The sequence below is a fragment of the Streptomyces sp. NBC_01803 genome (genome assembly GCF_035917415.1).
Taxonomy (GTDB): domain Bacteria; phylum Actinomycetota; class Actinomycetes; order Streptomycetales; family Streptomycetaceae; genus Streptomyces.
Map to the genome: position 1 here is coordinate 262177 of NZ_CP109073.1, position 26051 is coordinate 288227.

General features: G+C 68.1%; 25 protein-coding genes and 4 pseudogenes. 13 read left to right on the plus strand and 16 right to left on the minus strand.

The features are described 5' to 3' along the window. Positions 1 to 248: 248 nt before the first annotated feature. From OIE51_RS01290 to OIE51_RS01300, 3 genes are all read right to left on the minus strand, one after another. Positions 249 to 1670, minus strand: a complete 1422-nt coding sequence (locus OIE51_RS01290) for an FAD-dependent oxidoreductase (RefSeq protein WP_326594840.1) — start codon at positions 1668 to 1670, stop codon at positions 249 to 251. A 133-nt stretch (positions 1671 to 1803) separates the two neighbouring features. After that, positions 1804 to 2445, minus strand: coding sequence for a response regulator transcription factor (locus OIE51_RS01295; RefSeq protein WP_326594841.1), 642 nt, complete (start codon positions 2443 to 2445; stop codon positions 1804 to 1806). A gap of 129 nt (positions 2446 to 2574) precedes the next feature. Then, positions 2575 to 2925 carry a cupin domain-containing protein gene (locus OIE51_RS01300; protein ID WP_326594842.1) on the minus strand — a complete coding sequence of 117 codons (351 nt, stop codon included), beginning with the start codon at positions 2923 to 2925 and terminating at the stop codon, positions 2575 to 2577. Between the two features lie 453 nt (positions 2926 to 3378). Between OIE51_RS01300 and OIE51_RS01305 the strand changes: the two genes are divergently transcribed. From OIE51_RS01305 to OIE51_RS01315, 3 genes are read left to right on the plus strand one after another with little or no spacing between them, the layout of a single operon-like run. Further along, positions 3379 to 3927 carry a molybdenum cofactor biosynthesis protein MoaE gene (locus OIE51_RS01305; protein ID WP_326594844.1) on the plus strand — a complete coding sequence of 183 codons (549 nt, stop codon included), beginning with the start codon at positions 3379 to 3381 and terminating at the stop codon, positions 3925 to 3927. Beyond that, on the plus strand, positions 3920 to 4942 hold the full coding sequence (moaA, locus tag OIE51_RS01310) for a GTP 3',8-cyclase MoaA (RefSeq protein ID WP_326594845.1): 1023 nt from the start codon (positions 3920 to 3922) through the stop codon (positions 4940 to 4942). Before OIE51_RS01305 ends, moaA begins: the two co-directional genes overlap by 8 nt. A gap of 1 nt (position 4943) precedes the next feature. Next, entirely contained in the window at positions 4944 to 5183 is a 240-nt protein-coding gene (locus OIE51_RS01315) for a MoaD/ThiS family protein (protein ID WP_326594846.1), read from the plus strand. Between the two features lie 162 nt (positions 5184 to 5345). Here the strand turns inward: OIE51_RS01315 and OIE51_RS01320 are convergent. The 3 genes and pseudogenes from OIE51_RS01320 to OIE51_RS01330 form a co-directional block, all read right to left on the minus strand. Next, positions 5346 to 5724, minus strand: a pseudogene (locus OIE51_RS01320) (IS701 family transposase); the annotation flags it as partial. A gap of 237 nt (positions 5725 to 5961) precedes the next feature. Next, positions 5962 to 6189, minus strand: a complete 228-nt coding sequence (locus OIE51_RS01325) for an integrase (protein WP_326594848.1) — start codon at positions 6187 to 6189, stop codon at positions 5962 to 5964. A 615-nt stretch (positions 6190 to 6804) separates the two neighbouring features. Beyond that, a pseudogene (locus OIE51_RS01330) lies at positions 6805 to 7152 on the minus strand (transposase); the annotation flags it as partial. Positions 7153 to 7632: 480 nt separating this feature from the next. Here OIE51_RS01330 and OIE51_RS01335 point away from each other — a divergent pair. The 8 genes and pseudogenes from OIE51_RS01335 (at position 7633) to OIE51_RS01370 (ending at position 14228) form a co-directional block, all read left to right on the plus strand. Then, positions 7633 to 8223, plus strand: a complete 591-nt coding sequence (locus tag OIE51_RS01335; protein WP_326594849.1) for a peptidase inhibitor family I36 protein — start codon at positions 7633 to 7635, stop codon at positions 8221 to 8223. 195 nt (positions 8224 to 8418) lie between these two features. Then, on the plus strand, positions 8419 to 8637 hold the full coding sequence (locus OIE51_RS01340) for a hypothetical protein (protein ID WP_326594850.1): 219 nt from the start codon (positions 8419 to 8421) through the stop codon (positions 8635 to 8637). 381 nt (positions 8638 to 9018) lie between these two features. Beyond that, positions 9019 to 9486, plus strand: coding sequence for a transposase family protein (locus OIE51_RS01345; RefSeq protein WP_326594851.1), 468 nt, complete (start codon positions 9019 to 9021; stop codon positions 9484 to 9486). 265 nt (positions 9487 to 9751) lie between these two features. Next, positions 9752 to 11980 (plus strand): glycoside hydrolase domain-containing protein, encoded by a 2229-nt coding sequence (locus OIE51_RS01350; protein WP_326594853.1) that lies wholly within the window; start codon positions 9752 to 9754, stop codon positions 11978 to 11980. A 14-nt stretch (positions 11981 to 11994) separates the two neighbouring features. Further along, a complete protein-coding gene (locus OIE51_RS01355; protein ID WP_326594854.1) occupies positions 11995 to 12441 on the plus strand; it encodes a hypothetical protein in 447 nt (148 codons plus the stop codon). Then, positions 12438 to 13106: a hypothetical protein gene (locus tag OIE51_RS01360; RefSeq protein ID WP_326594855.1), complete on the plus strand. Its 669-nt coding sequence runs from the start codon at positions 12438 to 12440 to the stop codon at positions 13104 to 13106. The genes OIE51_RS01355 and OIE51_RS01360 overlap by 4 nt, the downstream gene beginning before the upstream one ends. Positions 13107 to 13361: 255 nt before the next feature. After that, positions 13362 to 13670: pseudogene (locus OIE51_RS01365) on the plus strand (transposase family protein); the annotation flags it as partial. Positions 13671 to 13838: 168 nt separating this feature from the next. Continuing rightward, entirely contained in the window at positions 13839 to 14228 is a 390-nt protein-coding gene (locus OIE51_RS01370) for a transposase family protein (RefSeq protein WP_326594857.1), read from the plus strand. A gap of 275 nt (positions 14229 to 14503) precedes the next feature. Here the strand turns inward: OIE51_RS01370 and OIE51_RS01375 are convergent, their stop codons facing one another. The 10 genes and pseudogenes from OIE51_RS01375 to OIE51_RS01420 all read right to left on the minus strand — a co-directional run bounded on the left by OIE51_RS01375 (position 14504) and on the right by OIE51_RS01420 (position 22727). Beyond that, complete coding sequence (locus tag OIE51_RS01375; RefSeq protein ID WP_326594859.1) at positions 14504 to 15157, minus strand: TetR/AcrR family transcriptional regulator; 654 nt, start codon at positions 15155 to 15157, stop codon at positions 14504 to 14506. A 369-nt stretch (positions 15158 to 15526) separates the two neighbouring features. Then, positions 15527 to 15850 (minus strand): alpha/beta fold hydrolase, encoded by a 324-nt coding sequence (locus OIE51_RS01380; RefSeq protein WP_442811838.1) that lies wholly within the window; start codon positions 15848 to 15850, stop codon positions 15527 to 15529. A gap of 260 nt (positions 15851 to 16110) precedes the next feature. Further along, positions 16111 to 16881 (minus strand): SDR family NAD(P)-dependent oxidoreductase, encoded by a 771-nt coding sequence (locus tag OIE51_RS01385; protein ID WP_326594861.1) that lies wholly within the window; start codon positions 16879 to 16881, stop codon positions 16111 to 16113. Between the two features lie 564 nt (positions 16882 to 17445). Continuing rightward, complete coding sequence (locus OIE51_RS01390) at positions 17446 to 17721, minus strand: hypothetical protein (RefSeq protein ID WP_326600812.1); 276 nt, start codon at positions 17719 to 17721, stop codon at positions 17446 to 17448. 70 nt (positions 17722 to 17791) lie between these two features. After that, positions 17792 to 18106 (minus strand): annotated as a pseudogene (locus tag OIE51_RS01395) (IS5 family transposase); the annotation flags it as partial. Positions 18107 to 18427: 321 nt separating this feature from the next. After that, a complete protein-coding gene (locus OIE51_RS01400) occupies positions 18428 to 19663 on the minus strand; it encodes a cytochrome P450 (RefSeq protein ID WP_326594862.1) in 1236 nt (411 codons plus the stop codon). A 103-nt stretch (positions 19664 to 19766) separates the two neighbouring features. Continuing rightward, positions 19767 to 19910, minus strand: coding sequence for a hypothetical protein (locus OIE51_RS01405; RefSeq protein ID WP_326594863.1), 144 nt, complete (start codon positions 19908 to 19910; stop codon positions 19767 to 19769). A gap of 107 nt (positions 19911 to 20017) precedes the next feature. Then, the gene (locus OIE51_RS01410; RefSeq protein WP_326594865.1) at positions 20018 to 20236 is read right to left on the minus strand and encodes an acyl-CoA dehydrogenase family protein; all 219 of its coding nucleotides are present in this window, start codon (positions 20234 to 20236) and stop codon (positions 20018 to 20020) included. A gap of 534 nt (positions 20237 to 20770) precedes the next feature. Next, the gene (locus tag OIE51_RS01415) at positions 20771 to 20986 is read right to left on the minus strand and encodes a hypothetical protein (RefSeq protein ID WP_326594866.1); all 216 of its coding nucleotides are present in this window, start codon (positions 20984 to 20986) and stop codon (positions 20771 to 20773) included. Between the two features lie 160 nt (positions 20987 to 21146). Beyond that, positions 21147 to 22727 (minus strand): acyl-CoA carboxylase subunit beta, encoded by a 1581-nt coding sequence (locus tag OIE51_RS01420; RefSeq protein ID WP_326594867.1) that lies wholly within the window; start codon positions 22725 to 22727, stop codon positions 21147 to 21149. 327 nt (positions 22728 to 23054) lie between these two features. Here OIE51_RS01420 and OIE51_RS01425 point away from each other — a divergent pair, with 327 nt between their 5' ends. Continuing rightward, a complete protein-coding gene (locus OIE51_RS01425) occupies positions 23055 to 24716 on the plus strand; it encodes an acyl-CoA dehydrogenase family protein (protein ID WP_326594868.1) in 1662 nt (553 codons plus the stop codon). A 9-nt stretch (positions 24717 to 24725) separates the two neighbouring features. Beyond that, on the plus strand, positions 24726 to 26009 hold the full coding sequence (locus OIE51_RS01430) for a cytochrome P450 (RefSeq protein WP_326594869.1): 1284 nt from the start codon (positions 24726 to 24728) through the stop codon (positions 26007 to 26009). Positions 26010 to 26051 lie beyond the last annotated feature (42 nt).

The following is a 26051-nucleotide window of genomic DNA, read 5'->3' on the forward strand; positions in this document are numbered from 1 at the left end:
CGACGCGGCCCCGAACGGCGAGAAGGGCGCGACCCTGCGGCGCGAGCGGCTGCCTGCACACCCCGGCGTCCGTCCACTTCGGCACCGCCGACCTGGTCCGCGAGCAGCGCGCGGTTCACCCTCGCCGAGGCGTACGCACGTCACCCCGAACGCTGCGCGCGCCGCCCCGTGCCGCCCGCGATACCCGACCAGGTCCGGATCAACGCACCGAAGCCGGAGACAGACCCCGCACAACAGTCCACCCGGCGTCAAGCCATCTCATTCGACGTGAGACCTTCCGAGGCGATCGCCAGCAGCTCGCCCCTGGTCGCGATCTTCGCCCGGGCGCGGTCTCGGCGCGCACCTCGTTCGACCTCCGCGGCGTCGATCTTCTCCCACCCTTGCTGGGTCACCGGGCACACGCCCCGGTCCGCGAGCAGAGCCCATACCGCCGCGAGCCCGCCGCGAGCCTGGTCCCGGAGCAGGGCACCGCTCTGGGTGTCGGCGAGGATCGTTTGAATGGTTTCTCGCGCACACTTCCGGTTCGTACCGAGCGCCCCCTGTGCCCCGCGCTTGAACCAGCCGGTTGCGTAGATCGGCGACGTGTCATGGGGGCCGCCCGCGGCCGCCGGCTCCCGCGGCTGGTCCGACGGCACGATCAGCCGACCTCGTTCATGCTCCACGCCACCGCCGGGCCCGAGACCGATGCCCGCCGCGGGACTGACGGCATACCCCACGGCACTGACCACGGCGTCGGTCTCCAGTGTCACAAGGGTGGGCTGCCCGTCAAGCCGACCGTGGCGAACCTGCCGTGCGACAAGCCGACACACCCGATCCACGCCCTCCACCTCCTGGCCCCCTATCTCCAGTGGTTCGGTCCAGAACCGAAATCGCAGCGTGCGGCCGCCGGGCGACGGCTCGGCGCCGCGGTCGGCCCAGCGACGGAAGATGGTCAGATTGGCCTCGACGTCACGGCTGGACGCGGCGGTCGTCTGCTCTTCCTCGGTCAGCTCGAGGTCCCGCGGATCGACCTCGATGCGGATCCCCTCGAGCTCATCGAGGTCGAGCAGCTCGGTCGGGGAGAAGCGGCTGTGCGTCGGGCCGCGTCTCGCGACCAGGTCGACTCGTGAGATCGGCTGCCTCTCGAGGGCATCGAGGACCTGCTCGGGGACGTCGGTCCGGGCAAGGCCGTCGGCCCCTCGGAGCAACACCCGGGCCACGTCGAGTGCGACATTCCCGGCGCCGGCGACGACGACCGAGGATCCCAGCTGCGGGGGCTCCGCGTCCGGGTGCCCGTTGTACCAGGAGACGATCTCGCCGGCTGAATGGTGCCCCCGCAGGGTGGCACCCGGGATCGCGAGCTTGCGAGCGGCGGAGGCTCCCAGTGCCAGGATCGTGGCGTGGTGGTGGGACGCGAGTTCCTGAAGGCTGATGGTGCTGCCCAACTCGACGTTGCCGACGAAGCTCACGCGGTCATCGGCCAAGGTCGCCCGCAGCTTGCTCTCGATCGACTTCATTCGGAGGTGGTCGGGAGCAATCCCGTAGCGCACCAGACCCATGGGGGTGGGGAGACGGTCATAGATCACGACGTGGACGTCATGGAGTGCTCCGAGGAGCTCTGCCGCCGCGAACAGTCCGGAGGGACCGGCGCCGACAATGGCCACCGTCAGGTGGGCCGGGTGGGCGTTCATGTCACATCCTTGTGGAGATCAAAGGACAGCGCGGTCGCGCGACATCGTCTCGCAGAGACGGTCAGTCCGCTGTCGATGTTTGCGTGACCGTCGACGCTGACTGCGACGGGATCGCCATGCTGGGCGGCGCGGCTCAGAGGAGTCCGCTGCGCTGGGCTGCCAGTAAGACCTGGACCCGGCTGTGCACGTTCAGCTTGCGCATCGCGGACTGGAGATAACTACGAACAGTGTTGGCGGTGAGGTGGAGTTCGTCTGCCATCGCCTCGGTGCTTTTTCCTTCGGCGACCAGACGTACGACATCGTGCTCGCGCTGAGTCAGCACCGGCTGGCCCACGGGTCGTTCCACGCCTCGGATCCCTCTTGCCGGGGTAGGCCTCAAGATAGTGCGCACACCCGAGGAGATCGTGATCCGTCCGCCGAGGGCACGGGTGATGGCCGCCGGGATGTCGCTGTCGCCGTCAGTCTTGAGAAGGAAGCCGCTGCAGCCGGCCGCGAGGTTGGACTCGACGAGTTCGCGGTCAGCCGTCGCGGAGATCAGGATGGCCTTGATACCGGCGCCCATCGAGACCAGCTCCCGGGCTGCACGGGCACCATCCGATCCGCGTAGATCGATATCGATGACGGCGACCTGTACCATGCCGGTCACTGCCTCGGCGACGACCTCGTGTTCCTCTTGGCAGGTGCGGACAACCGCCATGCCTCGGTGTCTTTCGATGGCCTCGACGATACCGCGCAGGACGATCGGGTGATCTTCCGCGACAAGAACCCGGATCATTCGGCTCTCCCTTGACGCTTCTCCCTCGGGCTGCACCGCGACCCAGCCCCGTCACCCAGTACTGCCAACCAGGCGAATCGGTGCCGCGGCCCGGCGCTGGGGCCGGCCGGACCGGCCCCAGTAGCCGGCTCAGCCGCTGATGACGAACAGCTTCTTGAACGGCTCGACCACTGTCCAGGTGCTCTTGGTGTTCTGGGCGAAGGAGTAGATGTCGCCCGGGCGGAGCGTCACTGTCTCACCGCCCTCGATGGCGACCTCGAGGACTCCCTCGAGTGCGTAGATCGTCTCATCCTCACCGAAGAAGTACGGGAAAATGCTGGGTGTGTGCCGCCACAGACCCACCAGGAGGGTCCGGCCACCGGAGCCCTCCTTGCGGATCCAGTGCACCTCCCCGACCGCGGTTCCGTCAACGACGAACGGCTCGTATGCGTCGGCGTCGGCAGTCGAGTGCTCAAACGCCGAAGCGAGGGTCTCGCTCATGTGGCTCCTGACTCTTTCCTCACGTGGTAACCGTGGCAACGGCACGTCATCACGGCACGACGATCGTGCTCAATCACCTCCAGTGGCGACACCTGCACCTTCAGGTAGTCGAGGTGGCCGCCAGTCAGACCCACGCGACTGAGGGGGAGTTCTGTGAACGGCCAGGAACGGCCGGGTCCGGCTTCACCGGTGAACACGGCACTTCGGTGGATCTGAAGCGTGGAGAACTCCATGATCCACAGGGGCCGTGTTCGCCCGCTCCCGGACTCACCGCCGACCTCAACCGACCGGCTTCGGACGAACCGGGCAAACGCCGCGGCCCCGATCCGATTACCTGCAGGTGCAGGTACGAGGTAATCGCCCATCGCACATAGGTTGCTTCCACCCTTCGCCGGCAGCCCAAGGGAGAGGCGCCGGCTCGGCCCGTGTGATGACTCCCGGGAGGAACGCACCGTGTCACAGGACGTTGAGCAGTCGATCTCGGATCGAGTGTGGTTCGACCTGGTGGAGGATCCCATCTCCCACGAGGAGGTGCGGACCTGGCTGACGACCCCCGCGTGTGGCGCCGTGGTGTGCTTCGCGGGCGTCGTGCGGGATCACTCGATGGGCCACTCCGGCGTGACTTCGATTGCGTACGAGTCCTACTCGCAGGCAGTCATGCCACGTCTGGCCCGGATCGTTGAGCGCGCCATTGTCGCGTGGCCGGAGACCGAACGGGCCGCCATCGTGCACCGAACCGGTCTGGTTGCGCTCGGCGAGGGGGCCGTCGTGGTCGGCGCCTCCGCACCCCATCGCGGCACCGCGTTCGATGTTGCTCGATTCTGTATCGACGTCGTGAAGGAGACCCTGCCCATCTGGAAGTTGGAGAACGCCGACGAGGCATCCGGCTGGGCGCTGACCGGCGTCGAAGCCCGCACGGTTGACGAGGCGAGCGACGACTGGCTTCGCCGTCACCGCCACGAGGGGCCCGTCTGCTGTCCGAGGGAGACCGTCCATGGCTGACTCGCCGTCGGTGAGAGATCTATTCGCACGTCCGCTCCGTGATCTCAGGGTTTCGGTCACGGACCGGTGCAATTTCCGGTGTCGATACTGCATGCCGCGCGAGGTCTTCGGCCCGGGATTCGAGTTCATGCGCACTGTTGATCTGCTGACGATCGACGAGATCGTGGAGGTCGTTGAGGCGGCGGCGCGGTTGGGCGTTCAGAAGGTCCGTCTCACCGGAGGCGAACCTCTGCTCCGCCGCGACATCACGCTACTCGTGGGCCGCCTACGCCGGATCGGTTCACTCGACCTCGCGATGACGACGAACGGCGTCGGCCTGACTCGGCACGCGGCAGCCTTGGCCGAGGCCGGGCTGTCGAGGCTCACCGTGAGCCTCGACAGCCTCGACGATGAGCGGTTCCGGTTGATGAGCGACACCCGCGCCGGCGTCGCCGATGTTCTCGACGGCATCGCAGCCGCGGAACGAGCAGGCTTCACCAGCCTCAAGATCAACGCGGTGATCCGCGCCGACCATCCCGACAGCGACATCCTGGACCTCGCCGATTATTTCCGCGGTACCGGTCACGTGCTCCGGTTCATCGAGTACATGGATGTCGGATCCACCAATGGGTGGCGAGCCGACCAGGTCAAGAATGCTGACCACATCGCCGGCCTCATCGGCCGGCACCACCCGCTGCGGTCGCTCGAGCCGAACTATCCCGGCGAGGTCGCGCGGCGTTACCAGTACCGGGACGGGGCGGGCGAGATCGGAATCATCTCGTCGGTGAGCAAGCCGTTCTGCACCGACTGCACTCGCGCACGACTTGCCGCGGACGGCAAGCTGTACACCTGCCTGTTCGCCACTGAAGGGACCGACCTGCGGGCGCTGCTGCGCGGCACCCGAGCCCCTGGTGACCTGGAGCGGGCGCTCGGTGGCCGCTGGCGTCGCCGCGACGACGAGTACTCGCAGACGCGACAGGACGAGACGCTCCCGACGTCCTCGCGCCGCATCGAGATGTCTTACATCGGAGGATGAAATGGCAACGATGCTGCTCTTCTCCATAGCCCGAGAGGCGGCTGGTCTCGCGACCTTCGAATGCGCGGGCTCGACCATCGAGGAAGTGCTCGAGGCCGCCCGACGCGACCTCGGGAGCCGCTTTCGGCAGGTCAGCGCGACGTGTCAGGTGTGGCTCGACGGCGAGATCGTGCGCGACCTTTCCCTGCCGCTCGAGGAAGACTCCGAGATCGCGTTGATCCCACCGGTCGCCGGCGGCTAGTACTCCAGTCGCAGATCGCTATTCCCGCTGGTCAGGGCTGTGTTTTCCGAGCCTGTCCGACTGACGTGCCGTCAGGTAGAATGAGGTCGTGACCTCGGGTGCGGCGGCGGTAGTGGCTGCCTTGGGCGGTGGCCCGGTGTCGTCGTCGCCATCTTGACCAGCTCAGTGCGTGGCCGGGGCGACGCATGCGCGTTGGCGGAGTGCGGCAAACTGCCAGGAGCCTGCGGATTTCTGCCACGGTGAGCGGGACGAGGGCGCCGGGACCGTTTCCGCGTCCCCCCTTCCGGCGTCCTGGGCGGCCATGGCGGCGAGGAAGGCATGGGCGAGCATGGCGAGTGTGATGTGGCGGTACCAGCCCGGGCAGCGGCGGACTTCGTACTCGTCCGGGCCGCACTCGTTCTTCGCGGCCTGGAACGCTTCCTCGATCGCCCAGCGGGCGCCGGCGATCGTGAACCAGCTTCTCGACGGTGGTACCGGCGGGTGCGTAGGCGACGTAGTAGGCAATCCCATCCGGTCCGGCGATGCCGCGGCGGGCCAGCACCTCCCCTCCCAGGATCCCTTACGAAGCGCATCGCAACGGAACCCATCATGCTGCGGACCGTCTGACGCTGAGCCGACCGAGTTTCCTTGCTAACGACGATCCGGACGAGTTGGTTGCTGCGTCCCTCGTTGCATACGCGTCAACGTTCCTGATCTGCCCAAGCACGGGACCGCGATGGTGCAGGCCAGCCCGTGGACAACGGCCGACGTGAGCAACGTGCCTTCGCAGTCCTCTGCCTCAGTCCTGAGCCGGTCCGCTGCTGTTGGCCTGCCTGAGTTCGACTCCGAGCAACCGCCGCAGGTCAGTGGTGATCACGCGGTAGGACCGTCCCAGCCGTAGAACCCGGCAGGGGTAGTCCCCGCGACGGGCGAGGTCGTACCCCGTGCTGCGGCTCAACGCGAGCGCGCGGTTCGCCGTTTCGAGATCGATGGCGGGCGGGAGGGCGAGCAGTTCCCTCTCGGACATGGGCGCCCGTCCGCGGTTCGGGCCTTCGGCCATGGAGCATCAGTCCTTTCCTCAGTACTGCGGGACGGCATGTGCAGCATGCAAGCGGGGGTCCCACCCAGCCACGCGCTCAGCTCACTGCGACGCCAGCCTCAGGGAGCGGAGCCGAGCGGATCGCGGGTATCCGGCGCTTCTCACGCATCTCTCACGGACTCACGGAAACACCCCCGGCCTACCCGGACTAGAGAGCAACGGTCACGGGCCCTGACCTGCGGTGCTGGACCGACCGCCACTCCCCCGCCCAACTTTCGGCCGCTGGGGGTCAAGGGGTCGTGGGTTCAAATCCCGCCGTCCCGACACGGTGCGAGGCCCGCTGAAGGGGAAGTTTCCCCAGCTCAGCGGGCCCTTCCGCTTTCCGACGCCGCCTGGTGCGATCGGCTTCAAGATCATTCTTGGGGACCATTTGGGGACCAGCCCCCCCTTGCCGCACCTTGACCGAGGCGCTGCGGGCACCGACGGGTGGCCGCCCGGAGAGGGGAAGGTCCATGGCACGGCAGACGCGGCGTGGCGGTCTCCCGATCACGGAGTCGGGCGCCGCCCCCTCCCGCGAGCGTGTGAGTGCGAGGGACGGGGCACTTTTTTGGCCCGTACGTGGGCTGTGTCGAGAATGATCCGGGAGAGGTCGAAAAGGCCCGCGGCGGCGAGTTCGTCGAGCACGGCCCGGTGCAGCCGGCCCCATACCCCGGCCCGGGACCAGATCAGGAACCGGCGGTGCGCGGTGGACTTCGAAATCCCGAAACAGGGCGGCAGATGCCGCCAGGCGCACCCACTGGTCAGCACATACACGATCGCCGCGAACACCGCCTCATCAGGCGTATTCCGCTTCCCGCCACCCTGCGGGCGCACCCGCGACGGCGGCAGCAAAAGCCGCGCGACCTCCCACAGGCCGTCTGGAACGATCCATCCCCACCGCGAACTCCCCATGCCCAAACAACGGCCAACACACCATGTAGGACACGGTCTTAGGAGTGTCGCGACCAGAAAGGCGGGAGTCTGTTGCGTGAGCCGAATCACGCCCTCCCCTGGAAGGGCGCCCTTGCGCCGCATCGCCGGAATCGGAGTTGCGATCCGGCCATGCTCCGGATGCATTTCGGGCGGACATCACGACCCAAAAGAGGTAGGTCGGCCTGAAATATTTTTCTGGTAGGCGGCTCGCCGGCAGGGCGACATGATGGGGAGTCGCACGTGGTCGCTCAGCTGGCGCCGCCAGTGCGGAAGTTCCGGCGGAAGCGTGAAGATCTCCATCACTTCGGGGCGGTCCATGCTCGCACATTAACGTCGCGATCTTGGCGCAGTCGGCTCGCCTACGCATATCTGCCCGTTGACGGCAAGTGTCCCCGCGTGGGAAAGTCGCCTTGGGGAATAGGGCTGCGGCTTCTTCGTGCCGCGCAGGGGAGGGGACACATGAAGAATCGTGCTGTCATCACGGTGTTATTCGTGCTCGCGCTGTCCGTGTGGGGGGAGCCGGTTCGGGCGGCTGACATCTCAGAGCCGCCAGTCGTGGGCGTCGTCGCGCAGTACAACGGCCGTGAAATCAATCTGGCGGATGGCTGGCAGGGGGCTGCGGCCTGCGTGGAGATCGCGGCTGATGATGTGCGCTGTTACGACAGCATCGAGGAATCGGATCGAGAGCTCGCACGTCTCGGTCTGATATCCGAAGACGGTCGAGCGGGCGAGAGCACATCACAGTCCATTGCCGACTGTCCTTGGGGTTGGGTATGTCTGTGGGAATGGACCAACTTCAACAGTGGTGGGCGCATGCTCAAATGGAGCCAGTCGGGAACGAAGAACCTTGGTGACTGGGATTTTCGCGACCAGGCGTCCTCTGCCTGTGTCTCCCGTGATCAAGGTGGCGCCCGGGCCGATGACTGGCGCACCCTGCAGCCCGACCCCAGTCTCTATCTCGGGGCCGGCTACTGCTATGAGGACTTCGGGAAGATCAGCTACCCCTACGGAGGAAACTGGAACAATAAGGCCGATTCCCTAACGATGTGACATGGAGAACTTTGAATGAGACTACGTCTGCCCATCGCTGCGGTAGTACCAGCACTTGCGGCGTGCTCCCTGACGACGACCGAGGCGTCAGGTGTCCGCACGGCCCCTCCTGAATTTCCCATAGGGGAAGTGGCGGATGAGGGTTGGGCCCACAGCCAGGCTGTCAGTTTCATGTCGTGGGTTCGACTCGAGGGCTTGGAGGAGCAGCAGCGTGCCGTGGAAGGACACATCAATCTGATTGCTGGGGACTGGTCAAGTCCGTCCGGTCTGGCGTTCATCTCCACGAACGTGACGGATGAGGGGTCGGCTATGCTCGTGGCGGAAGCGTTCTCTCAGTGGGAATCGAACTCCGAGCAGGCAGTGCGTGTCGCGGTCTATGGGGAAGACACGGAGCTTTTGTACGCGGATGATTGACTGCCTTTCACGTCGGCGACACCGATGGCACCAGACTGGTGAAGGGCCGGGGAGGTGAACCCGGCCCGGAAGGCCCCCGGTCGATCGTGCTGGCCTCGTGAGCGGCTTCGGCGTCGAGCTGACTGTGGGGCTGCTCCGTGGTGGCGGTCGCATGGCTGATCACCAAGGTAAGAAGGTCACGCAGTCTAAAGCGCGTCCTCGCAGTTCAGATCGTTTCTCGCCGATCCGGCGTGCACACTTCGCAAGGAAAACCGCAGGCGAGTCTCACCTGGTCACCATGCGTCGAAGAAGCGTCTGGGGTGCTCATGACGGAGCCTCGCCCTGGCGGATCCTGCATGACGCAAGCGCACGTCCACTAGAAGGAGGAGAGCCCCATGGCCGATGAGATGGTCCAGCAAGCACAGCGGCGGCAACGATCTGTGGTATTCCGGCAAGGCCAAGCACTTCGACGGGAACGTGCGGTTCATCGCCGCTCCGGACGGCATGCCACTGTGGGTGTCCGAGGTCGAGCCCGGCAGCGTGCACGACCTGACCGCAGCCCGCATCCATGCCCTGCCAGCGCTGTACGTGGCCGCTCGCGATGGCCTGCCGGCCCTGGCCGACCCGGGCTACACCGGCGCGGGCATCGGCATACGAACGCCCTTCCGGCCCCAACCGGACATGCCCTCTCCACTCGCCATAGACAACCGCACCCACAACCGGCTCCTACGCAGTACCCGATCTCTGGGTGAACGCGCAGCGGCAGAACTCAAACAACGCTGGCGTGCACTCCAGCACGTCACGATCAGCCCCACCCGTATCGGCACCATCGCCAAAGCCGCACTCGTCCTCAATAACTCATGGCGATGAACGCCGCTGAGAAAACCTCACTGCCCCGGAGCGATTCGAACACTGTTACCGTCAGTGACTCATCGCTTTGGAGCCAACCCTGCACTGATCTCTGTTCGCGTGATGGCCATGCGCCCAAAGTGTGCGGGTGCACAGGCATGCAGAACAGCATCCCGGCGATAGACGAGCGCGGCGGGCGTGCACTCACCCGTGCCCGACCTCAAGCCGACCTGCTAGGGGGAGGGTCTGGACGACGGACGCCCCTCCGGCCCGAGAGGAAACCTCCATGGCTGACGAGATGGTGCGCGCAGCGCAACACTTCATCAACTCCACGTATGACGACGGCGCTAGACTGGGAATATCGAAGCTGGACGAGAACGGCCAGACGAGCTGGACCGTCATGTACGCCCTCACCCGAGCCCTTCAGTACGAACTGGGCATCACCAGCCTGTCGGACAACTTCGGCCCCACGACATTATCCACGCTACAGTCGAAGTACCCGAGCATCCATGAGTCGAGCGCCCCGGCGAACATCGTCCGGATAGTGCAGGCCGGTCTGTACTGCAAGGGGTACGACGGAGGCGGGATCGACGGCACGTACCACGATCGGGTTAAGGACTCGGTCCTCTCGCTCAAGTCGGACATGGGCGTGGACATCGCCTATCCTGGCAGCGACGTGGTCCCGAAGGTCTTCAAGGGCCTGTTGAACATGGACCCGTACGTCACCGTCAACAGCGGATCCGAGCAGATCAGGGCCGTCCAGCAGTGGATGAACGGAAAGTTCGTCAACCGCCGCGACTTCTACATCGTCCCCTGTGACGGCCACCACTCCAGGACTGTCGCCACGGCTATGCTCTACGCCGTCCAGTACGCGATCGGCATGGCCGACGGCGTCGCTAACGGAAACTTCGGCCCCGGCACGAAGTCCGGCATCAGGGCACACCCGCTATCCGTGGGATCGTCCGGTACCTGGGTGCAGTTGTTCACCGCCGGCATGCTCCTCAACCAGCGGTCCGTATCGTTCAGCGGTACCTTCACCTCCGCCCTGGCTGACGCTGTCCGCTCGTTCCAGTCGTTCGTCAAGCTGCCGGTAACGGGAGAGGGCGACTTCTCCACCTGGGCCTCGCTCCTGGTATCGTACGGCGACCAGGACCGCCAGGGCTCCGCATGCGACGGCGTCACCCGGATCACCCCAGACCGGGCCGCGAGCCTCAAAGCAGAGGGAATCACCGTCGTTGGGCGCTACCTCACCAATCCGGTCCCCGGTGGTGGCAACGTTCCGGAGAAGGAGATCCAGTCCGGGGAGCTGCAGACCATCGCCGATCAGGGCATGCGTTGTTTCCCCATCTACCAAACTTTCGGCCGTGGCGCAGACGACTTCAGCTACCCTCTGGGCCGCGCCGCAGGCCAGGCTGCTATCAATGCCGCTCTCGATCACGGGTTCAAGTCGGGCGCAAGGATCTTCTTCGCCGTCGACTTCGACGCATACGACTACGAGGTCACCGACAACATCCTTCCGCACTTCAAGGGCATCGAGGATGCGATCAGGGACGACGGCGGCCGCTATTCAGTCGGTGTCTATGGACCGCGCAACGTGTGCACCCGCGTGTCGGAGGCCGGCCATGCTTCGGCGTCGTTCGTGTCCGACATGTCGTCCGGGTTCTCTGGCAACTTCGGCTACCCGCTTCCCGCGAACTGGGCCTACGACCAGATCGTCACCAAGACCGTCGGCTCCGGAAGCGGAGCGATAAACATCGACGTCAACATCGCCTCCGGGCGGGACACCGGACAGGGCTCCTTCAACGCACCCCGCGCCGTCAAGCCGGACACACGCCTGAGCCCCGACGTCACCCTGGCCATGGAGACCGATGTCGGCAAGTACATGGAGTCCCTGGGCTTCCCTCTCGATGGGGGAACACGCTCCTACCAGCACTGGAAGTGTTTCGAGCGGACCGTCTGGGCGCACGACGACCTGATCACCGAACTATCCCTGCGGCACAACATGCGCAAGGCGCTCATACAGACCACCGCCTACTGGGAGATGCGACACATCGCCCCGGACGATGAGGCGGCCTGGGCTGCGGTCATCTTGGCCTTCAACACAACAAGGCAGTACATCAGGGATACCTCTACCGGCATCGCCAAACAGCGGGCGGTCACCCTTATCGGAGCCTGGAATCACGCGCTCGACAAGGGGTACGGGTCGGGTCAGCCCCAACGAGATGTGTCCGTCGACGAGGACAAGTACAACGCGTGGAAGCAGGCATACGACAGCGAGACGTACGCACTTACCAGTGTCGCGCTGATCCACCGCTGGGACATCGACGGGAAACCCGGTGGCGATGACGACTCACCAGCGCTGCGTCCCCCAACGCTGGGCTACACCGACCAGGAGATCTACGAGGTCCTTCGCCGCTACCAGGGCCCCGTCGAACCGGCGTTCAGCGAGGCGAAGAAGCGGATGGGGCTCTACTACGTGATGGAGAAGTACAACTCCATCTCTCGCAACATGTAACAGGAGAACCGCTCATGTCGGGAGACCAGCCATACCCTAGCCATGACGGCGCGCTCCTGGTCCTGCTGATCTTGACTGGCCTCGTCGCCTTCGTATGGCTGACGGTCAGCGGGATCAAAAGACTGTTTGGAGCTGGCGCTACGGGCAAGACGCCACTGGGGGCCGCTGCCCTGCTGGCGTGGAGCGCGACGGCCGGCGTGTACACCTGGGGACTCATCCTCTTGATGTTTACCGACGACTACGCCCAATCCAGGTCGTGCAATGACGCGGTCGGACGCAGCCTCAGCGGCTACGAGCCGACTTTCGTGCCGCTGGGCTTCGGCTGCGTGACCGACGACGGGCGCGTAGTTGAGGGGGTCATCCCGTCCTATGTCAACCCTTCAGTCGCCCTGTTCGGCATCTGCGCGCTCGTCCTGACCGGACTCCTCATTGCTCGCCACACGAAGGGCACCCACACGTGACCACCCCCCTGTCCCGCCGGCAGATACTTCACCGCGCCACCTTCGTGGTCACAGGCGCCGTCCTCGGCACTCAGCTGCTCACCTCCCCCGCTCTCGCGCAGCCCGAAGGCCCGGAACCCGATCAGCTCCGCGAGGCGCAAGAGCGCATCCTGAGCGGGATCCCGTCACCCAACGGTTGGGAGACGGAGAATGCCGCGGACGCCCGCGGCCACATCTATACCAGGCCTGTACCGGGCATCCCGGTGGAAGCTGTGCAGGTCCGCATGGGAGAGGTCGAAACCGTGTTGCTCCATGTGGTCCGCCGCTTCCACTACGATGTCGAGGAGTTGCGCCGGGGCGACGTGATCGGCTGGCGCCACCCGTCGACTCTCCCCGAGGGCTTGGCCGAGTCCAACCAGGCGTCTGGTACGGCAGTGCAGATCCGCCCCGGCTCCTATCCGTCCGACGTGCGCGGGGGCTTCTTCCCTTGGCAGTTGACGGGAATCCGGGACATCCTCGACGAGTGTGCCGACGTGGTCCGCTGGGGCGGCGACGACCAGCACTCGGATGAGGCGCTGTTTTACATCGACGTCCCGCCCGGCGACAGCAGGCTGCAGCGGCTCGCTGAGGAGATCGTGGAGTGGAACTGGACCCCCGGCAAGGGAGCGGGTTCCAACGCAGTCTGACCGTGGCCTCGATCTTCCGTGACGGTCCATGGGTTTCTCCGGCGGGGCCGTTTCGGTTGTTCCGACTGGTTGTGGGCAGGCTGATGGCCAGCTGTCGCGTCGGGTGGGCGCCGGGCTCCACCGTTCCGGTCGGGCGGCGCTGGTTGTAGGGATGGGAACGTGCTCGTCAGCCGGGGTTCGGGAGAGCTTCGAGTCGTGCCAGGGCGTCGATGATCACCCCGGTCCAGGGCCACTGGCGTGCGAACCTCAGGTGCCGGGCGGCCCGTGCCCGGCAACCGCAACGACTGTGAGGCGTGGGAACTGTCCGGAGCGAAGAGCGCTGTCGGCACAGCCGCCGTGATCGCGGACGGCGGCTACCGTGGCACCGGCCTGGTCATCCCCGACCGCCGCGAACGCGGCCAGGCCGAACTCCCCGCCTGGAAGGAGGAACACAACACCTCCCACCGCAAGGTCCGGGCCCGCGTCGAGCGCGCCTTCGCCCGCATGAAGATCTGGAAGTTCCTCCGCGACTGCCGCCTCAAAGGCGACGGCGTCCACCACGCCATCCTCGGCATCGCCCGCCTCCCCAAGGAGTGCGGCCAGTCGGGGAAGGGCATCGCGTCGTTCGGTCTCCGATCGGTAGCGGCGAGCGTAGGCCCCACTCTTGGAAGATCCCGGTGGTGGCCAGGGCATCCACCACGAACGTGCGGCCCGTGAGCGGGCCTGTGGCCTGCCTGGGCGGCCGAGGGCTGCGTGGCCGCCACCGCGGACGTCATCGCCCTTCTGGGCACCACCGGACAGACGGCGATCATCGACGCCACCGAGATCCGGGGCCGCCGTCCGGCAGCGGGAAGCCCCGACCGCAACCGCTTCGTCTCCGGCAAGAGCAAGCAGAACGCCGTGAAAGCCCTGGTCCTCACGGACACTTCCGGCCGACTGCTGTTCTGCGGCGAGGCACGGCCCTGCAGTTGCGCCGACATCACCCAGGCCCGGCAGGCGGGCCTGGTCGACCTGCTCGCCGACACCATCCACCTGCGGATCCTGGCCGATGCCGGCTATCAAGGGCTTGGCGGCCAGACCTGCGGTCAGGTGGTCACCCCGCCACGCGAACGCCGAGGCAAGCACCTCGAACATCTTCAGTAGCTCATGGCCCACCACCAAGCAGCACGCTTTCGCCCACTCCTCCGCCCGCATCCCCGTCGAGCACGGCATCGCGCATCTGAAAAACTGGCGATCCCCAGCCCGCCACCACGGACGGCGAGAGCAACTGCCCGACACCATCCGAGCCGTCGCCGCACTTCTGTCCAGTCAGCAGGCAACCACCCGCACTGCCGCCGCACTCCCGCCCGGACAACCGGAATGAACCGTCGGCCAAGTCCTCGACCGAGACGACTCCACCCCAACCATGCACGAGGTCGTTAATCAGGTGAGGGGGCGTCAGCGCGCAAGTCTCTTGGCTGGGCAGTGGCGCGCAGGAGCGTCAGAGAGGTGTCCAGCGCTGCTTCGAGGTAGGCGATCCTTCCAGTGGACATGAGAATGGTCACGCCACCCTGCACCGCAGCGACGAGTGCGGCCGCCGTGCGGTCGGCGTCAAGCTGCTGGTCGACCTCGCCGGTCTCCTGCATGCGTTGGACACCGGCCCGCAGGGCGGCTTGCCATTGCTCGATCAGTTGCGCGGTGAGCGTCCGGGCCGCGGGAGTGCTGCGGCCCAATTCGTTGATCAGTACACCGAGGGGGCAGTGGATTCCCTGCTCTGCGTAGCGCCGAACGACCGCGTCGCGCCAGTCCTGCCACGCCTGCCAGGTGGCCAGGTCTCCGAGGTGGGGTTGCTGGTCCTCCAGGACGCGGTCGGCTTCCCGGGCGGTGACGGCGAGCAGGAGCTCCTCTTTGCCGCCGGGGAAGTAGTGGAAGATCTGGCTCTTACTGGTTGAAGTGCGGGCGCGAATGTCGTCCAACGTGGTGGTGGCGGCTCCTCGCTCCCGGATCTCGGCCACCGCGCCATCGATGATGCGGTTTCGGGTCGCGGCGCCTTTGTCGGTCAGTCGAGATGGAGTTCTCTTGGCTGTCGGCATGGGCAGCCTCCCGGTTTCTGGACTCTGGGGTCCATTATGCGGGATGAGTGTGGGGTGCCGATCGAGAGAGGGGTGCCGGACCACATGAGCGATCGTTGTTGTAGAGCCGGGAGAGCCGGAGAAGTCGCGGATCGCGGAGCTCGCGACTCCGGGGCCCGGTCCCGGCGAGGCCCAAGGCAGGCGGCGCGTCAGCTCGGACCGGCGGATGGGTGGGCTTCGTTCGTCCCGGGCGTGGAAGGGACCGGCTGGGGCAGCGCGCTCGGCGACGGCGTGACCAAGGCCGCCGTCGACGACCGGGTCGCCCGGCGCACGCCACGCGCAGGACCTCGATGCAGTCAACTTCTCGGCCCTGGAGGCAAGGCCGAGAAGTTACTGCAGGCGGTGGATTGGGGGCCACCGCATGTGGACTAGAGGCTGAGTCCGTTCGCTTCGAGAACAGACCTCGGCGAAAGCGTCCGGGTCTTCCTGGGGCACGTTGTGGCCGATACCAGTCAGGGTGTGGTGCGCGTAGGGACCGGTGAACTTGGCGCGGTAGGAGGAGCCGTCTCCGGCAGGCGTGAAGGGGTCCTTCTCGCCGTCGAGGGCGACGGTGGGCACGGCGATGGCGAGGCCCGCGGCCAACTGCTGCTCGAATGCGGTGTATCGGGGGTCGCCGTCGGCCAGGCCCAGGCGCCGGCGATGGTTGTGGATCACGATGCTGACGTAGTCCGGGTTGTCGAAGGCGGTCGCGGTGCGGTCGAAGACGGCGTCGTCGAAGTGCCAGGTCGGGGAGTTGAACTCCCAGACGATCCTGGCCAGGTCGTGCCGGTACTGCTCGTTTTCCAGTCCGAGCCGGCCCCGCTCCGTGCTGAAGTAGTATTGAGTACCCGGCCTACAGCCGGACTCCCTGCTTCTGAGCTCTGACCCGTCAGGTCGAGCCCGGGCAGTAGCACCGACAGTCGCAACACGGCGACTTACGCGGCGATGACGGCTGCGCCCGTGCGGCCCCCGTCGACGTCCACCACCGTTCCATGCACAAAGGCGGCTTCGTCGCTGGCCAACCAGACGGCGGCGTGTGCGACGGCGTCCGGGCTGCCGATCTCACCGGCGGGGGTCCCCTTCATCATGATCTCGCCCGGATGAGGTCCGCTCCCTTCCGCAGCTCGGGGAACGATCACACCCGGCGAGATGGCGTTCACCCGCACCCCCATCGGCCCGAACTCCGCAGCCCATGCCCGGGTGAGGGTCTCCACAGCCCCCTTGGTGGAACTGTAGAGCGCGCCGATCGGAATGCCGAGGCGCGCGACCCATGACCCGAGATTGATGATGGCACCGCCACCGGACTGTGCCATGGCCGGGGCGACGGCAGCGGTGAGGAAGAACGGCGCCTTGACGTTCACCGCGTAGACCTGATCGAAAGTCTTCTCGTCCGTGGCGGTGGTACCGGGGGCCGGGTAGATGCCGGCGCTGTTGACCAGAATGTCGATGCGCCCGCCCAAGGCCCCGCGTGCCCGTTCGGCCAGGTCCCGGGATGCCTCCGCACTGCCGTCGAGGTCCGCCACCAAGAAATCGGCACGCCCGGCGCTCAAGCGGATCCCCTCGGCGACCCGCGCCCCCCGCTCCCGGCTTCGCCCTGACACGATGACATGGGCCCCCTCGGCGGCGAACAGCTCGGCAATCGCCTGTCCGATATTGCTCGTCGATCCCGTTACCAGCGCGGTCTTGTTCTGCAGACGTTCACCCATGGCGCGATCCCTTGTCTCGCTCTCTGCGGCCGGAAAAGCCGACCGGCTCTGGACGGCGGTCCAGCGCGCTGAACCGCGAGACCAACTGTGCGCCGGAAAAAGTGGACCGGCAAGTCCAGTCCGCGAGGTGCCGCGTAACCGGGGTGGCCGTGCCGCGAGGCGAACGGATGGCTGGTCGCCCGTCATCCGGTGGGCAGGTGTGGGCCGCTGAAGTGCGTCGGCGCTGGATCCACGACAGCCCGGCCACCATGGCGGTATCCATGCCGGCCGGAGGCGGCCACCGTCGCCCGCGAGCGGTTCCGCGCCCCCTCCCTTCCCGGGAAGCCCAAGCCGCCTGGTCGATCTGCTGGCCGCCCCCGTGCCGCGAACCACTGGCCCCCCGGGACCACCGGGAGGGGATGCGTCCGACGAAACATCAGGCATCGCGACTCGCCAGTGGCCAGGCGCCGTCGCGGGTGGCCAGCGGTCCACGCCGGCGCGGCACCGTCCGTCATGACCGACGCGTTGCGAGGACATCTGGGCAGCGTTTGGAATGTTGATCAAGGTGTCACAGTGACTGGCGTATCAGGGTGAGTTGGACAGTGGCCTCATAGCGGACGGCGAGCTTGTCGTATCGGGGGGGGCCACACCGCGGGCCTGCTTGAGGCGGCCGATCCGGCATTCGGCCTTGTGGCGGTTCTTGTAGCGCTCGGTGTCGAAGCCGGGCGGGCGGCCGCCGGCCGAGCCACGGCGCAGGCGGTGCCCGGCCTGGTCGCGTTCCTCCGGGATGGTGTGCGGGATCTGCCGTCGGCGCAGGTAGGCGCGGATCTCCCGGGAGGAGTACGCCCGGTCGGCGATCACGTGAGCCGGGCGGGTGCGCGGGTGCCCGCCTCCGGACGAGCCACGCGGATGCGTTCATGACCTCGGTGAGCTGTGGCGCGTCGCCGCGCTGTCCGCCGGTGACCACCACCGCCAGGACATGCCCGGAGGCGTCGGCGGCCAAGTGGGACTTGGTGGAGCTTGGTGGCGCTTGGTGGTCAGGCCGCCGCGCGAGCGGCCCAGCGCGTGGTCCTCCGGCTCGGCCGCAAGGCCGTCCGCACCCGGCCGGCCCGGACGGTCAGCCCCCTTTCCCCGCCCCGGCAGCGTGCTGATGGGCCCGGCAGATCGTGGAGTCCACCGACACCTCCCACTCGATGAAGCCTTCCGCGTCCACCCTGACCTGGAATTCTTTCAGGATGCGGGCCCAGGCCGCCGTCGATCATCGGGATGCCCACGGTGGAGATGACGTGGGCCGTGTCGCCGACCATCTCGTCCACGCTGAAGGTCTCGACGGAGAGCTCCCCGGAATCGGTGGCGAACTGCTCGAGCTGCGCCGTGTACACGTCTTCGTCGAGCCGCGCGGCGCACCGCTCGGAGAGCGTCTCGGGAACCGGCCGGACAAGACGCCCTTGCCGTGCTCGGCGTGCACCAGCCCTTGTTCCGGGGCAGACGGGGGTACGCCCCGGCCCCGAACGCTGCCGTCCCACCGGGCAGCCGTCCGGGGCCCCGGCCCTTCCCGCGCGCGGTCCTACGCGCTCTTCTCGAACGCCACCCGCAGCTTGGAGAGGCTGCGGATGGAGAGCGATCCATTGGTCGGCGGGTTCTCGTCGACCAGCGTGAGCCGGTGACGGCTGAGCTCGCTGATCATGACCTCGTTGGCCAGCCGGGCCACCGGCGCGGCCACGCAGAAGTGGATGCCGTGGCCGAAGCCGATGTGGCGGGTGACCGGGCGCGAGAGGTCCAGCTCCTCGGGTCGCTCGAAGGCCGCCGGGTCGTGATTGGCGGCGCCCAGCAGGCAGAACACCTCTTCGCCGGGCTCCAGTTCGACCCCGCCCACGTCGGTCTTCTCCAGGACCGTGCGGTTCATGATCTGAAGGGTGGTGTCGAACCGGATCAGTTCCTCGGACGCACTGGCGGCCTGGTCGAGGTGATCGCGCAGCCAGGAAAGCTGGTCGGGGTTCCGCAGCAGGGCCAGGGTGGACAGCCCCATCAATCCCTGTGGCGCGAGGAATCCGGGCAGGAAGAGGACAGCGGCGGTGGTCAGCAGCTCACTGGTGGTGAGGCGGTCACCGTCTTCCTCGGCGGCGATGAGGTGACTCATCAGGTCATCGTTGGGCTTCGCCCGGCGGGCCACGATCAGTTCCCGGGCGATGTCCATGTACCCGTCCCGCGCGTACGTGCGATTCTCCTGCTCCTCGGGGTTCAGGGTGTAGGTCGGGTCGAGCCCTCGCTCAGCGGCCTTGGCATACTCGATGGAGCGATCCAGGTACTCGGCCGGAACGCCCATCAGGACGTTCACCACGTAGGTGCCCAGCGGCCGGAAGAACTCCGAGACCAGGTCGACGGGCTCGCTGTCGGCCCGGGCGGCGAGCGCGGCCATGCGCTCGGCGGCAAACCGCTCCGCCTGGGGACGGAGGCGTTCCACCGTCCGTGCGTTGAAGACCTTTGTCACCAGCTTGCGTATCCGGGTGTGATCCGGCGGGTCCATGAACATGAAGGCCCGCTGCGGGCCCTCGTCGGTCATGACGAGCGTGTCCTGTACCCCCGCACCGTCACCCCGCCCGAGCTTACGGTCCATCATGACCTGGGAGGTCTCGGCGAAGCCGAGAACGGAGATGCCCGCTGGCGTACGGATGACGTTCCCCTTCTCCTCCCTCAGCCCCTTGAAGACCTTGTACGGGTTCGCGTGGAATTCGGGGTCGAACGGGTTGTACGGCAGGACCTGAGGGGCGTCGGGGTCGAGAGCCGTCGCGTAATCGGACATTTTCCTATTCCTCCTGTGGGATACGGTCACCGGTGTGATCAATGCGCGATGAGTTCCAGGGGCGTGTCCAGCACCACGGTGTGCTTGTCGCTGGGTTGATGGGTCACGGGGCCGGGCCGGCGGATCTCTGCCACCTGTCCAGCAGCACGTCCAGCAGCATCCTGATCTCCAGCCGGGCGATGTCGTTCCCGAGGCAGAACGGGCTGCCGTACCCGAAGGTCGGATGCGGGTCGGGAGACCGTCGCACATCGAAGACGGACGGATCGGTGAGTGCGGCCTCGTCCCGGTTGCCGGACGGCCGTCCAGAACGTCACCTCGCCCCCGGCCCGGATCAGCTCGCGGTGGATCCACATGTCACGGGTGACGGCTCGCCGCGCGCTCGAAGACGCGGAAGGCGCGGTGGGCCGACAGTCCCAGCCCACCCAGCGCGGCCTGGTTGCCGAGTCCGAGAGATCCGCGCGACTGGACCGCGGTGAGCACGTCCGTCGGCAGGTCGCGTGTCCGGTCCACATCCTCCGGGTCCAGCTTCTCGGCGAGGAGTGCCTCGACCTCGTCCGCGGTCTTGCCGCCCATGCCCAGCTCTTCGGTGTCCTGCTCAAGAAAGGCGCGCAGTGTTTTCCACTGAATCCGGCCGGATTCAAGACTCTTCAGGAAAATCGGCGGGGCCGCCGATAAATTCCCAGAAGATCCTGACCTCATGCGTGGAACCCTTCGGAAGAGCGGTCCGGGGATAGGGTGGACGGGCAACGGGATTACTTGTGTGGAATCGCATGGCAGCCCTACGTCGCAGGTGGGCGCGGCGACTTCGGATGGCTGATGCGCACGGACAGGTTCACCAATTCGAGCGACTTGCCCGTGCCTTCGAGGGTAGTCATGCGCTGCCCCTATTGCCAACCCCTGAGCCGTCGGCATTGCCCCTATGCCGCACGGCCAACCGCATGACTCACCGAAAGAATCGGTCCGTGGAAAACAATATCGCCCCCACGGGATTCCACCCCGGTCTGAGGCCCCCCGCAGTGAGCGGCCGGCATCGGCGGCTCGGGAGCTGCCTCTCACACGGTGGGCGTCGGCGCCCCCTTCCGCGGAACGACGCCGGGAACGGTTTCCTCATCCGCACCAGGTGCCGGCGTCCTCAGCGCCGGCGCGACCAGTCCCCGCGATGACGGGCGGCAGCCGCGCGGGCAGGCCGGCGTTCCGCAGCCCGTCGACGGTCTCCTCGGCGGTCGGACCGGGAAGCGTGTCGAAGTCCGGTCCGGCGTTGGCGACCCCCACCAGGACGGCCGGCCCCGTGGCACCGCCGATCTGCTGGGCGGTGGAGGCCACGGCCGAGGCGACACCGGCTCACGCTCAGTCACACCGGCGCCCGCCGAGGTGGACACAACGGTGAAGGCCATGCCGCCGCCGAAGTCCCGGATGGTAACGCCCGGCACCAACGCCCGGTACGAGCCTCTGGGACCTGCCCGGCGGGCGGATCGCGCCGGGCTCAGACGGGAGGGTTGCCGTGCTTCCGGACGGGAAGGTCGGTGTGCTTGGCGCGGAGCATGGCGAGGGAGCTGATGAGGACGGCGCGGGTGTCGGCGGGGTCGATGACGTCGTCCACCAAGCCGCGTTCGGCCGCGTGGTAGGGGTGCATCAGCTCGGCCCGGTACTCCTTGACCAGGGCGGCGCGCGTGGCGTCGGGGTCGCCGGAGGCGGCGATCCGCTTGCGGAAGACGACGTTGGCGGCGCCCTCCGCGCCCATCACGGCGATCTCGTTGGTGGGCCAGGCATAGCAGAGGTCGGCTCCGACGGAGCGTGACTCCATGACGATGTACGCGCCGCCGTATGCCTTGCGCAGCACGACGGAGACGCGGGGCACGGTGGCGTTGCAGTAGGCGTACAGGAGCTTGGCGCCATGCCGGATGATGCCGCCGTGCTCCTGTTCTACGCCGGGCAGGAAACCGGGGACGTCCACCAGCGTGATCAGGGGGATGTTGAAGGCATCGCAGAACTGGACGAAGCGGGCGGCCTTCTCGCTGGCGTGGATGTCCAGCACGCCCGCCAGGGCCAGCGGCTGGTTGGCGACGATGCCGACGACCTGGCCGTCGAGGCGGGAGAGGGCACAGATGATGTTCCCCGCCCAGCGCTCCTGGATCTCCAGGAACTCCCCGCCGTCCACGATCTCCTCGATGACCGCCCGCATGTCGTAAGGCTGGTTGCCGTCGGCGGGGACCAGGTCGGTCAGGGCTTCGCACCGACGGGTGGCCGAGTCGTCGGGTGGGGCGGCGGGCGGGAGTTCACGGTTGTTGGCCGGCAGCAGGGACAGCAGGTAGCGCACTTCCTCCAGGCAGGACTGCTCGTCGTCGAAGGCGAAGTGCGCCACGCCGGAGGTCCCGGCGTGGGTGTCCGCGCCGCCGAGCGCGTCGTGGGTGACCCGCTCGCCGGTGACGGCCTGCACGACGTCGGGGCCGGTGAGGAACATCTGGGACGTCTCGCGGATCATGAACACGAAGTCGGTCAGCGCCGGGGAGTACGCCGCGCCGCCCGCGCACGGGCCGAGGATCACGCTGATCTGCGGGATCATGCCCGAGGCGCGGGTGTTGCGCAGGAAGATGCCGCCGTATCCGGCCAGCGCGGTGACGCCCTCCTGAATCCGGGCGCCCGCGCCGTCGTTCAGCGAGACCAGCGGCGCGCCGGCCGCGAGCGCCATGTCCATGATCTTGTGGATCTTCTCGGCGTGCGCCTCGCCCAGCGCGCCCCCGAAGATCCGGAAGTCGTGCGCGTAGACGAAGACCGTGCGGCCGTGGACCGTGCCCCAGCCGGTCACCACGCCGTCGGTGTAGGGCCGCCGCCCTTCCAGGCCGAAGCCGGTGGCGCGGTGCCGCCGCAGCGGCTCGACCTCGGTGAACGAGCCTTCGTCCAGGAGGAGTCCGATCCGCTCCCGGGCGGTCAGCTTGCCCCGGGCGTGCTGCGCCGCCGTCGCCAGGTCGCCCGGGCCGTTGCGGGCCTCGTCCTTGATCCTCCGCAGTGCGGCGGCGGGCGCGGCGCCGGACTCCCCGGCGACCGCCGTACCAGGAACCGTCATCTCCCCCAACTCCTCATCGCCGGAGCCTTCGCCGGCCCGCCGAAAAGGCTAATTGCGGCGCCCGCCCGTGTTAACCCCTAATTCTCTTCCCCGGCGGACGAAAGGGGGGCCGCGGGTGGTCCGGCCCGCCCGGAGGATGTGCCGGGAGTGCGGAGACCGCCGGGAATAGGGGGGCGCCCGCCGCGCGAATCTGGGGTTGGCGATAGGGGCAGGGCGTCACTAGCGTGAAGGACGACGATCGGCCCAGAATTCCTTCTCGGCCGCCTGGCGAGAAATGCCCGGACGTATTCCCGGTCGCGTCTTCGGCTCTCTTGTGAAGGGTTCCTCATGACCTCAGAACCTCGCACGCACACGGCTTCGGCCGCCCCGAGTTTCCTGACCGGTCTCGTCGCCGGGCGACTCCCGCTGGAGATGCTGCGGGCCTTCCCCGAGCAGGACCCCGACGACGCGCGCGCGGGCGAGAAGGTGGCCGCCGAGCTGCACGGGCTGCTCGCCGAACGGCTCGACCCCGGGGAGCTGGACCGCACCGGCGAGCTCCCGGCGGGGCTGCTCGGCGAGCTGGGCGCGCGCGGGTACTTCGCGCTGCGGAACGATCCGGAGCTGGGCGGCCTCGGCCTCTCCGACCACGCCGCCTTCCGCGTCGTCGAGCGGGCCGCCCAGTGGTCGGTGGCGCTCGCCCAGATCGTGGCGATCCAGAACGCGGTGGGCGTGGCGGCGCTGCTGCCGACGCTGCCGCCGGGCGAGGGGCGGCAGCTGGTGCTCCGCCACATCCGCGAGGCCACGCTGTCCGGCTTCGCGTCGAGCGAGCCCTCCGGGCAGAACAACGCGTGGCCGGGCACGACGGCCGAGCCGACCGCCGACGGCTCGGCGTACGTGCTGAACGGCGAGAAGCTGTTCATCGGCAACGCGACGGTCGCCGGCGTGCTCGCCGTCGCCGCGACGCTGCGGGTGGACGGCGAGCGGCGCCTGGGCGTGTTCCTCGTGGACACCGCCGACCCCGGGTTCCAGGTGACCGCGCGGCTGTCGTTCATGGGTAGTCACGGGCTGCCCAACGGCGGTTTCCGGCTGAACGGGGTCCGCGTGCCGCGCGAGCACGCCCTGACCGGGGGACCCGGCGGCGGCCGGCTGCCCACCTCGGTGATGGCCGTGGCGCTGCTGAGCGCCGTCTACTTCAACGGCGCGCCCGCGCTGGGGATCGCGCGGGAATGCGAGCGGGGTCTGCGGGAGTTCGTCGCCCGGCGTTCGATCGACGGCCGGGCGCTGATGGAGTACGAGGCCGTCCGGCGTCGCGTCGAGGCGACCCGTGCCGAGATCTTCGCCGCGGAGAGCGTCGCGCGGTGGACACTCCTCACCGCGGACCCCGCCACCCGGGTCTTCGAGCTTCTCCTCGCCAAGAACATCTGCGCCGCGACCGGCTGGGAGATCGCGGACCGGACGGTGGGCCTCCTGGGCGGGGAAGGTCTGGAGACGGCGGACAGCAAGCGCCGCCGGGGCGCCGTACCGTTCCCCGCGGAGCGGCTGCAGCGAGACGCGCGCGGGCTGCGGATCTCGGGCAACGTCGACTTCCTGGTGGACATCCAGGCGGGGCAGTTCCTGCTGTCGGCCTTCGCCCGGAACGCCGGGACCGCCGCCGCCCCCGCGGCCGGATCGCGGGAAGCGCCGGACGCCGGGCTGACCCCGGTCAACGCCGGGCACCTGCGGGCCGCCGACGAGGACATCCGGCGGCTGGCACGGTCCTGCGCCGAGCTGGTCCGGCGGCACCCGGACCAGGCCGAGCTGATCGCCCGGGAGGAGACGCTCCGGCTGCTCGGGCGGATCTCCGCCGAGTTGCTGACGATGTGCGCCGTGCTCGGCCGCGCCCGCCGGGGCCCCGACAGCCAGGACCTCGCCGACGCCGTGTGCTCCGCCGTCCGCGTCCGGCTGCTCGGACTGTGGGCCCACCTGGCCGGGGAGACGGAGCCCGGCACCGCACCCGACCCCCAGCGCTGAGGAGACCAGATGTCCGACCAGGTGACCGCGACCGGCGCACTACCGTCCGTCCTTGACGGGTTCGACCTGACCGACCACAACGCGTTCGCCGCGTCGCCCGAGGGATTCCCGCACGGGCTGTTCGAGCGGCTACGGCGGGAGGCGCCCGTCCTGCGCCACCCGCCGGGCCGGTCGGTCGACGCGGAGAGCTTCTGGGTGCTCAGCCGGCACGCCGACATCGCTGCCGCCGCCGGAGCCCCCGAGGTGTTCTCTCCCCAGGGCGGCGGAGGCCGCGCGGGCGGCGGTTCGCACCTCGACGACATGCCCGTGGGGGTCTACGCCGGGGTCATGCTCCCCATGATGGACAACCCGCGCCACGACCTGATCAAGGATCTGCTCACGCCGGCGGCGACCGGGCCGGTGGCCGCCGCCGTGGAGAAGGAGCTGCGGGGCGCCGCGGCCGGCGTGGTGGAGGCCGCCCTGGACCGGGGCACCTGCGACCTCGCGACCGACATCGTCCAGCGGCACACGTTCCTCGGCATCGCGGTGCTGCTCGGCATCCCGGCCGAGGACCGGGACCGGCTGGCCGACTGGGCCGCGCACTCCACGGGCCTGCTCAACCGCAGGACCGGGCTCCCCGACGAGCGCGCCATGGACGCCTGGCAGGGGAGCCAGGAGTACATCGGGGACCTGCTCGCCGCGCGGCGCGCCGAACCCGCCGAGGACCTGGCGTCGGTGCTGGCCAACGGCCGGATCGCCGGGGACGGGGGCGAGGCGCCGCTCACGGACCACGAGCGGCGGGTCAACGCCCAGTTGCTTCTGCTGCACGGCGGTGAGCAGCCCCGGAACACCTTCGCGTCCGGCCTGCTGGGCCTGGCCGGGCACCCCGGCCAGTGGCGGGCCGTGCGCGAGGACCGCGCGCTGTTGGCGCCCACGGCGGAGGAGGTCCTGCGCTGGGCCCCCCCGAACCCCTACAACCGCCGGACGGCCACCCGCGACGTGCGCGTCGGCGGCGAGCTGATCCGGGCCGGCGAGAAGGTCACGCTGTGGTGGCCTTCCGGGAACCGCGACGAGAACGTGTTCCCCGCCCCGTCCACGTTCGACCAGCGGCGGTCACCCAACCCGCATCTGACGTTCGGGCACGGCGGCGGCTTCTGCCTGGGCGGCGCGATCGCGCGGTTCGAGCTCCGCATCCTCCTCGACGCGCTGCTCGACCGTGTGGCCGAGATCCGGCAGGCCGGGGCCGTCACCTATCAGCCGAGCAACAAGCACACCGTCGTGCTGGACATGCCGGTCGAGCTCATCCCCCGATGACCGCCGGCCCGCCCCCCGGACTACGAATCGAGGAAGACACAT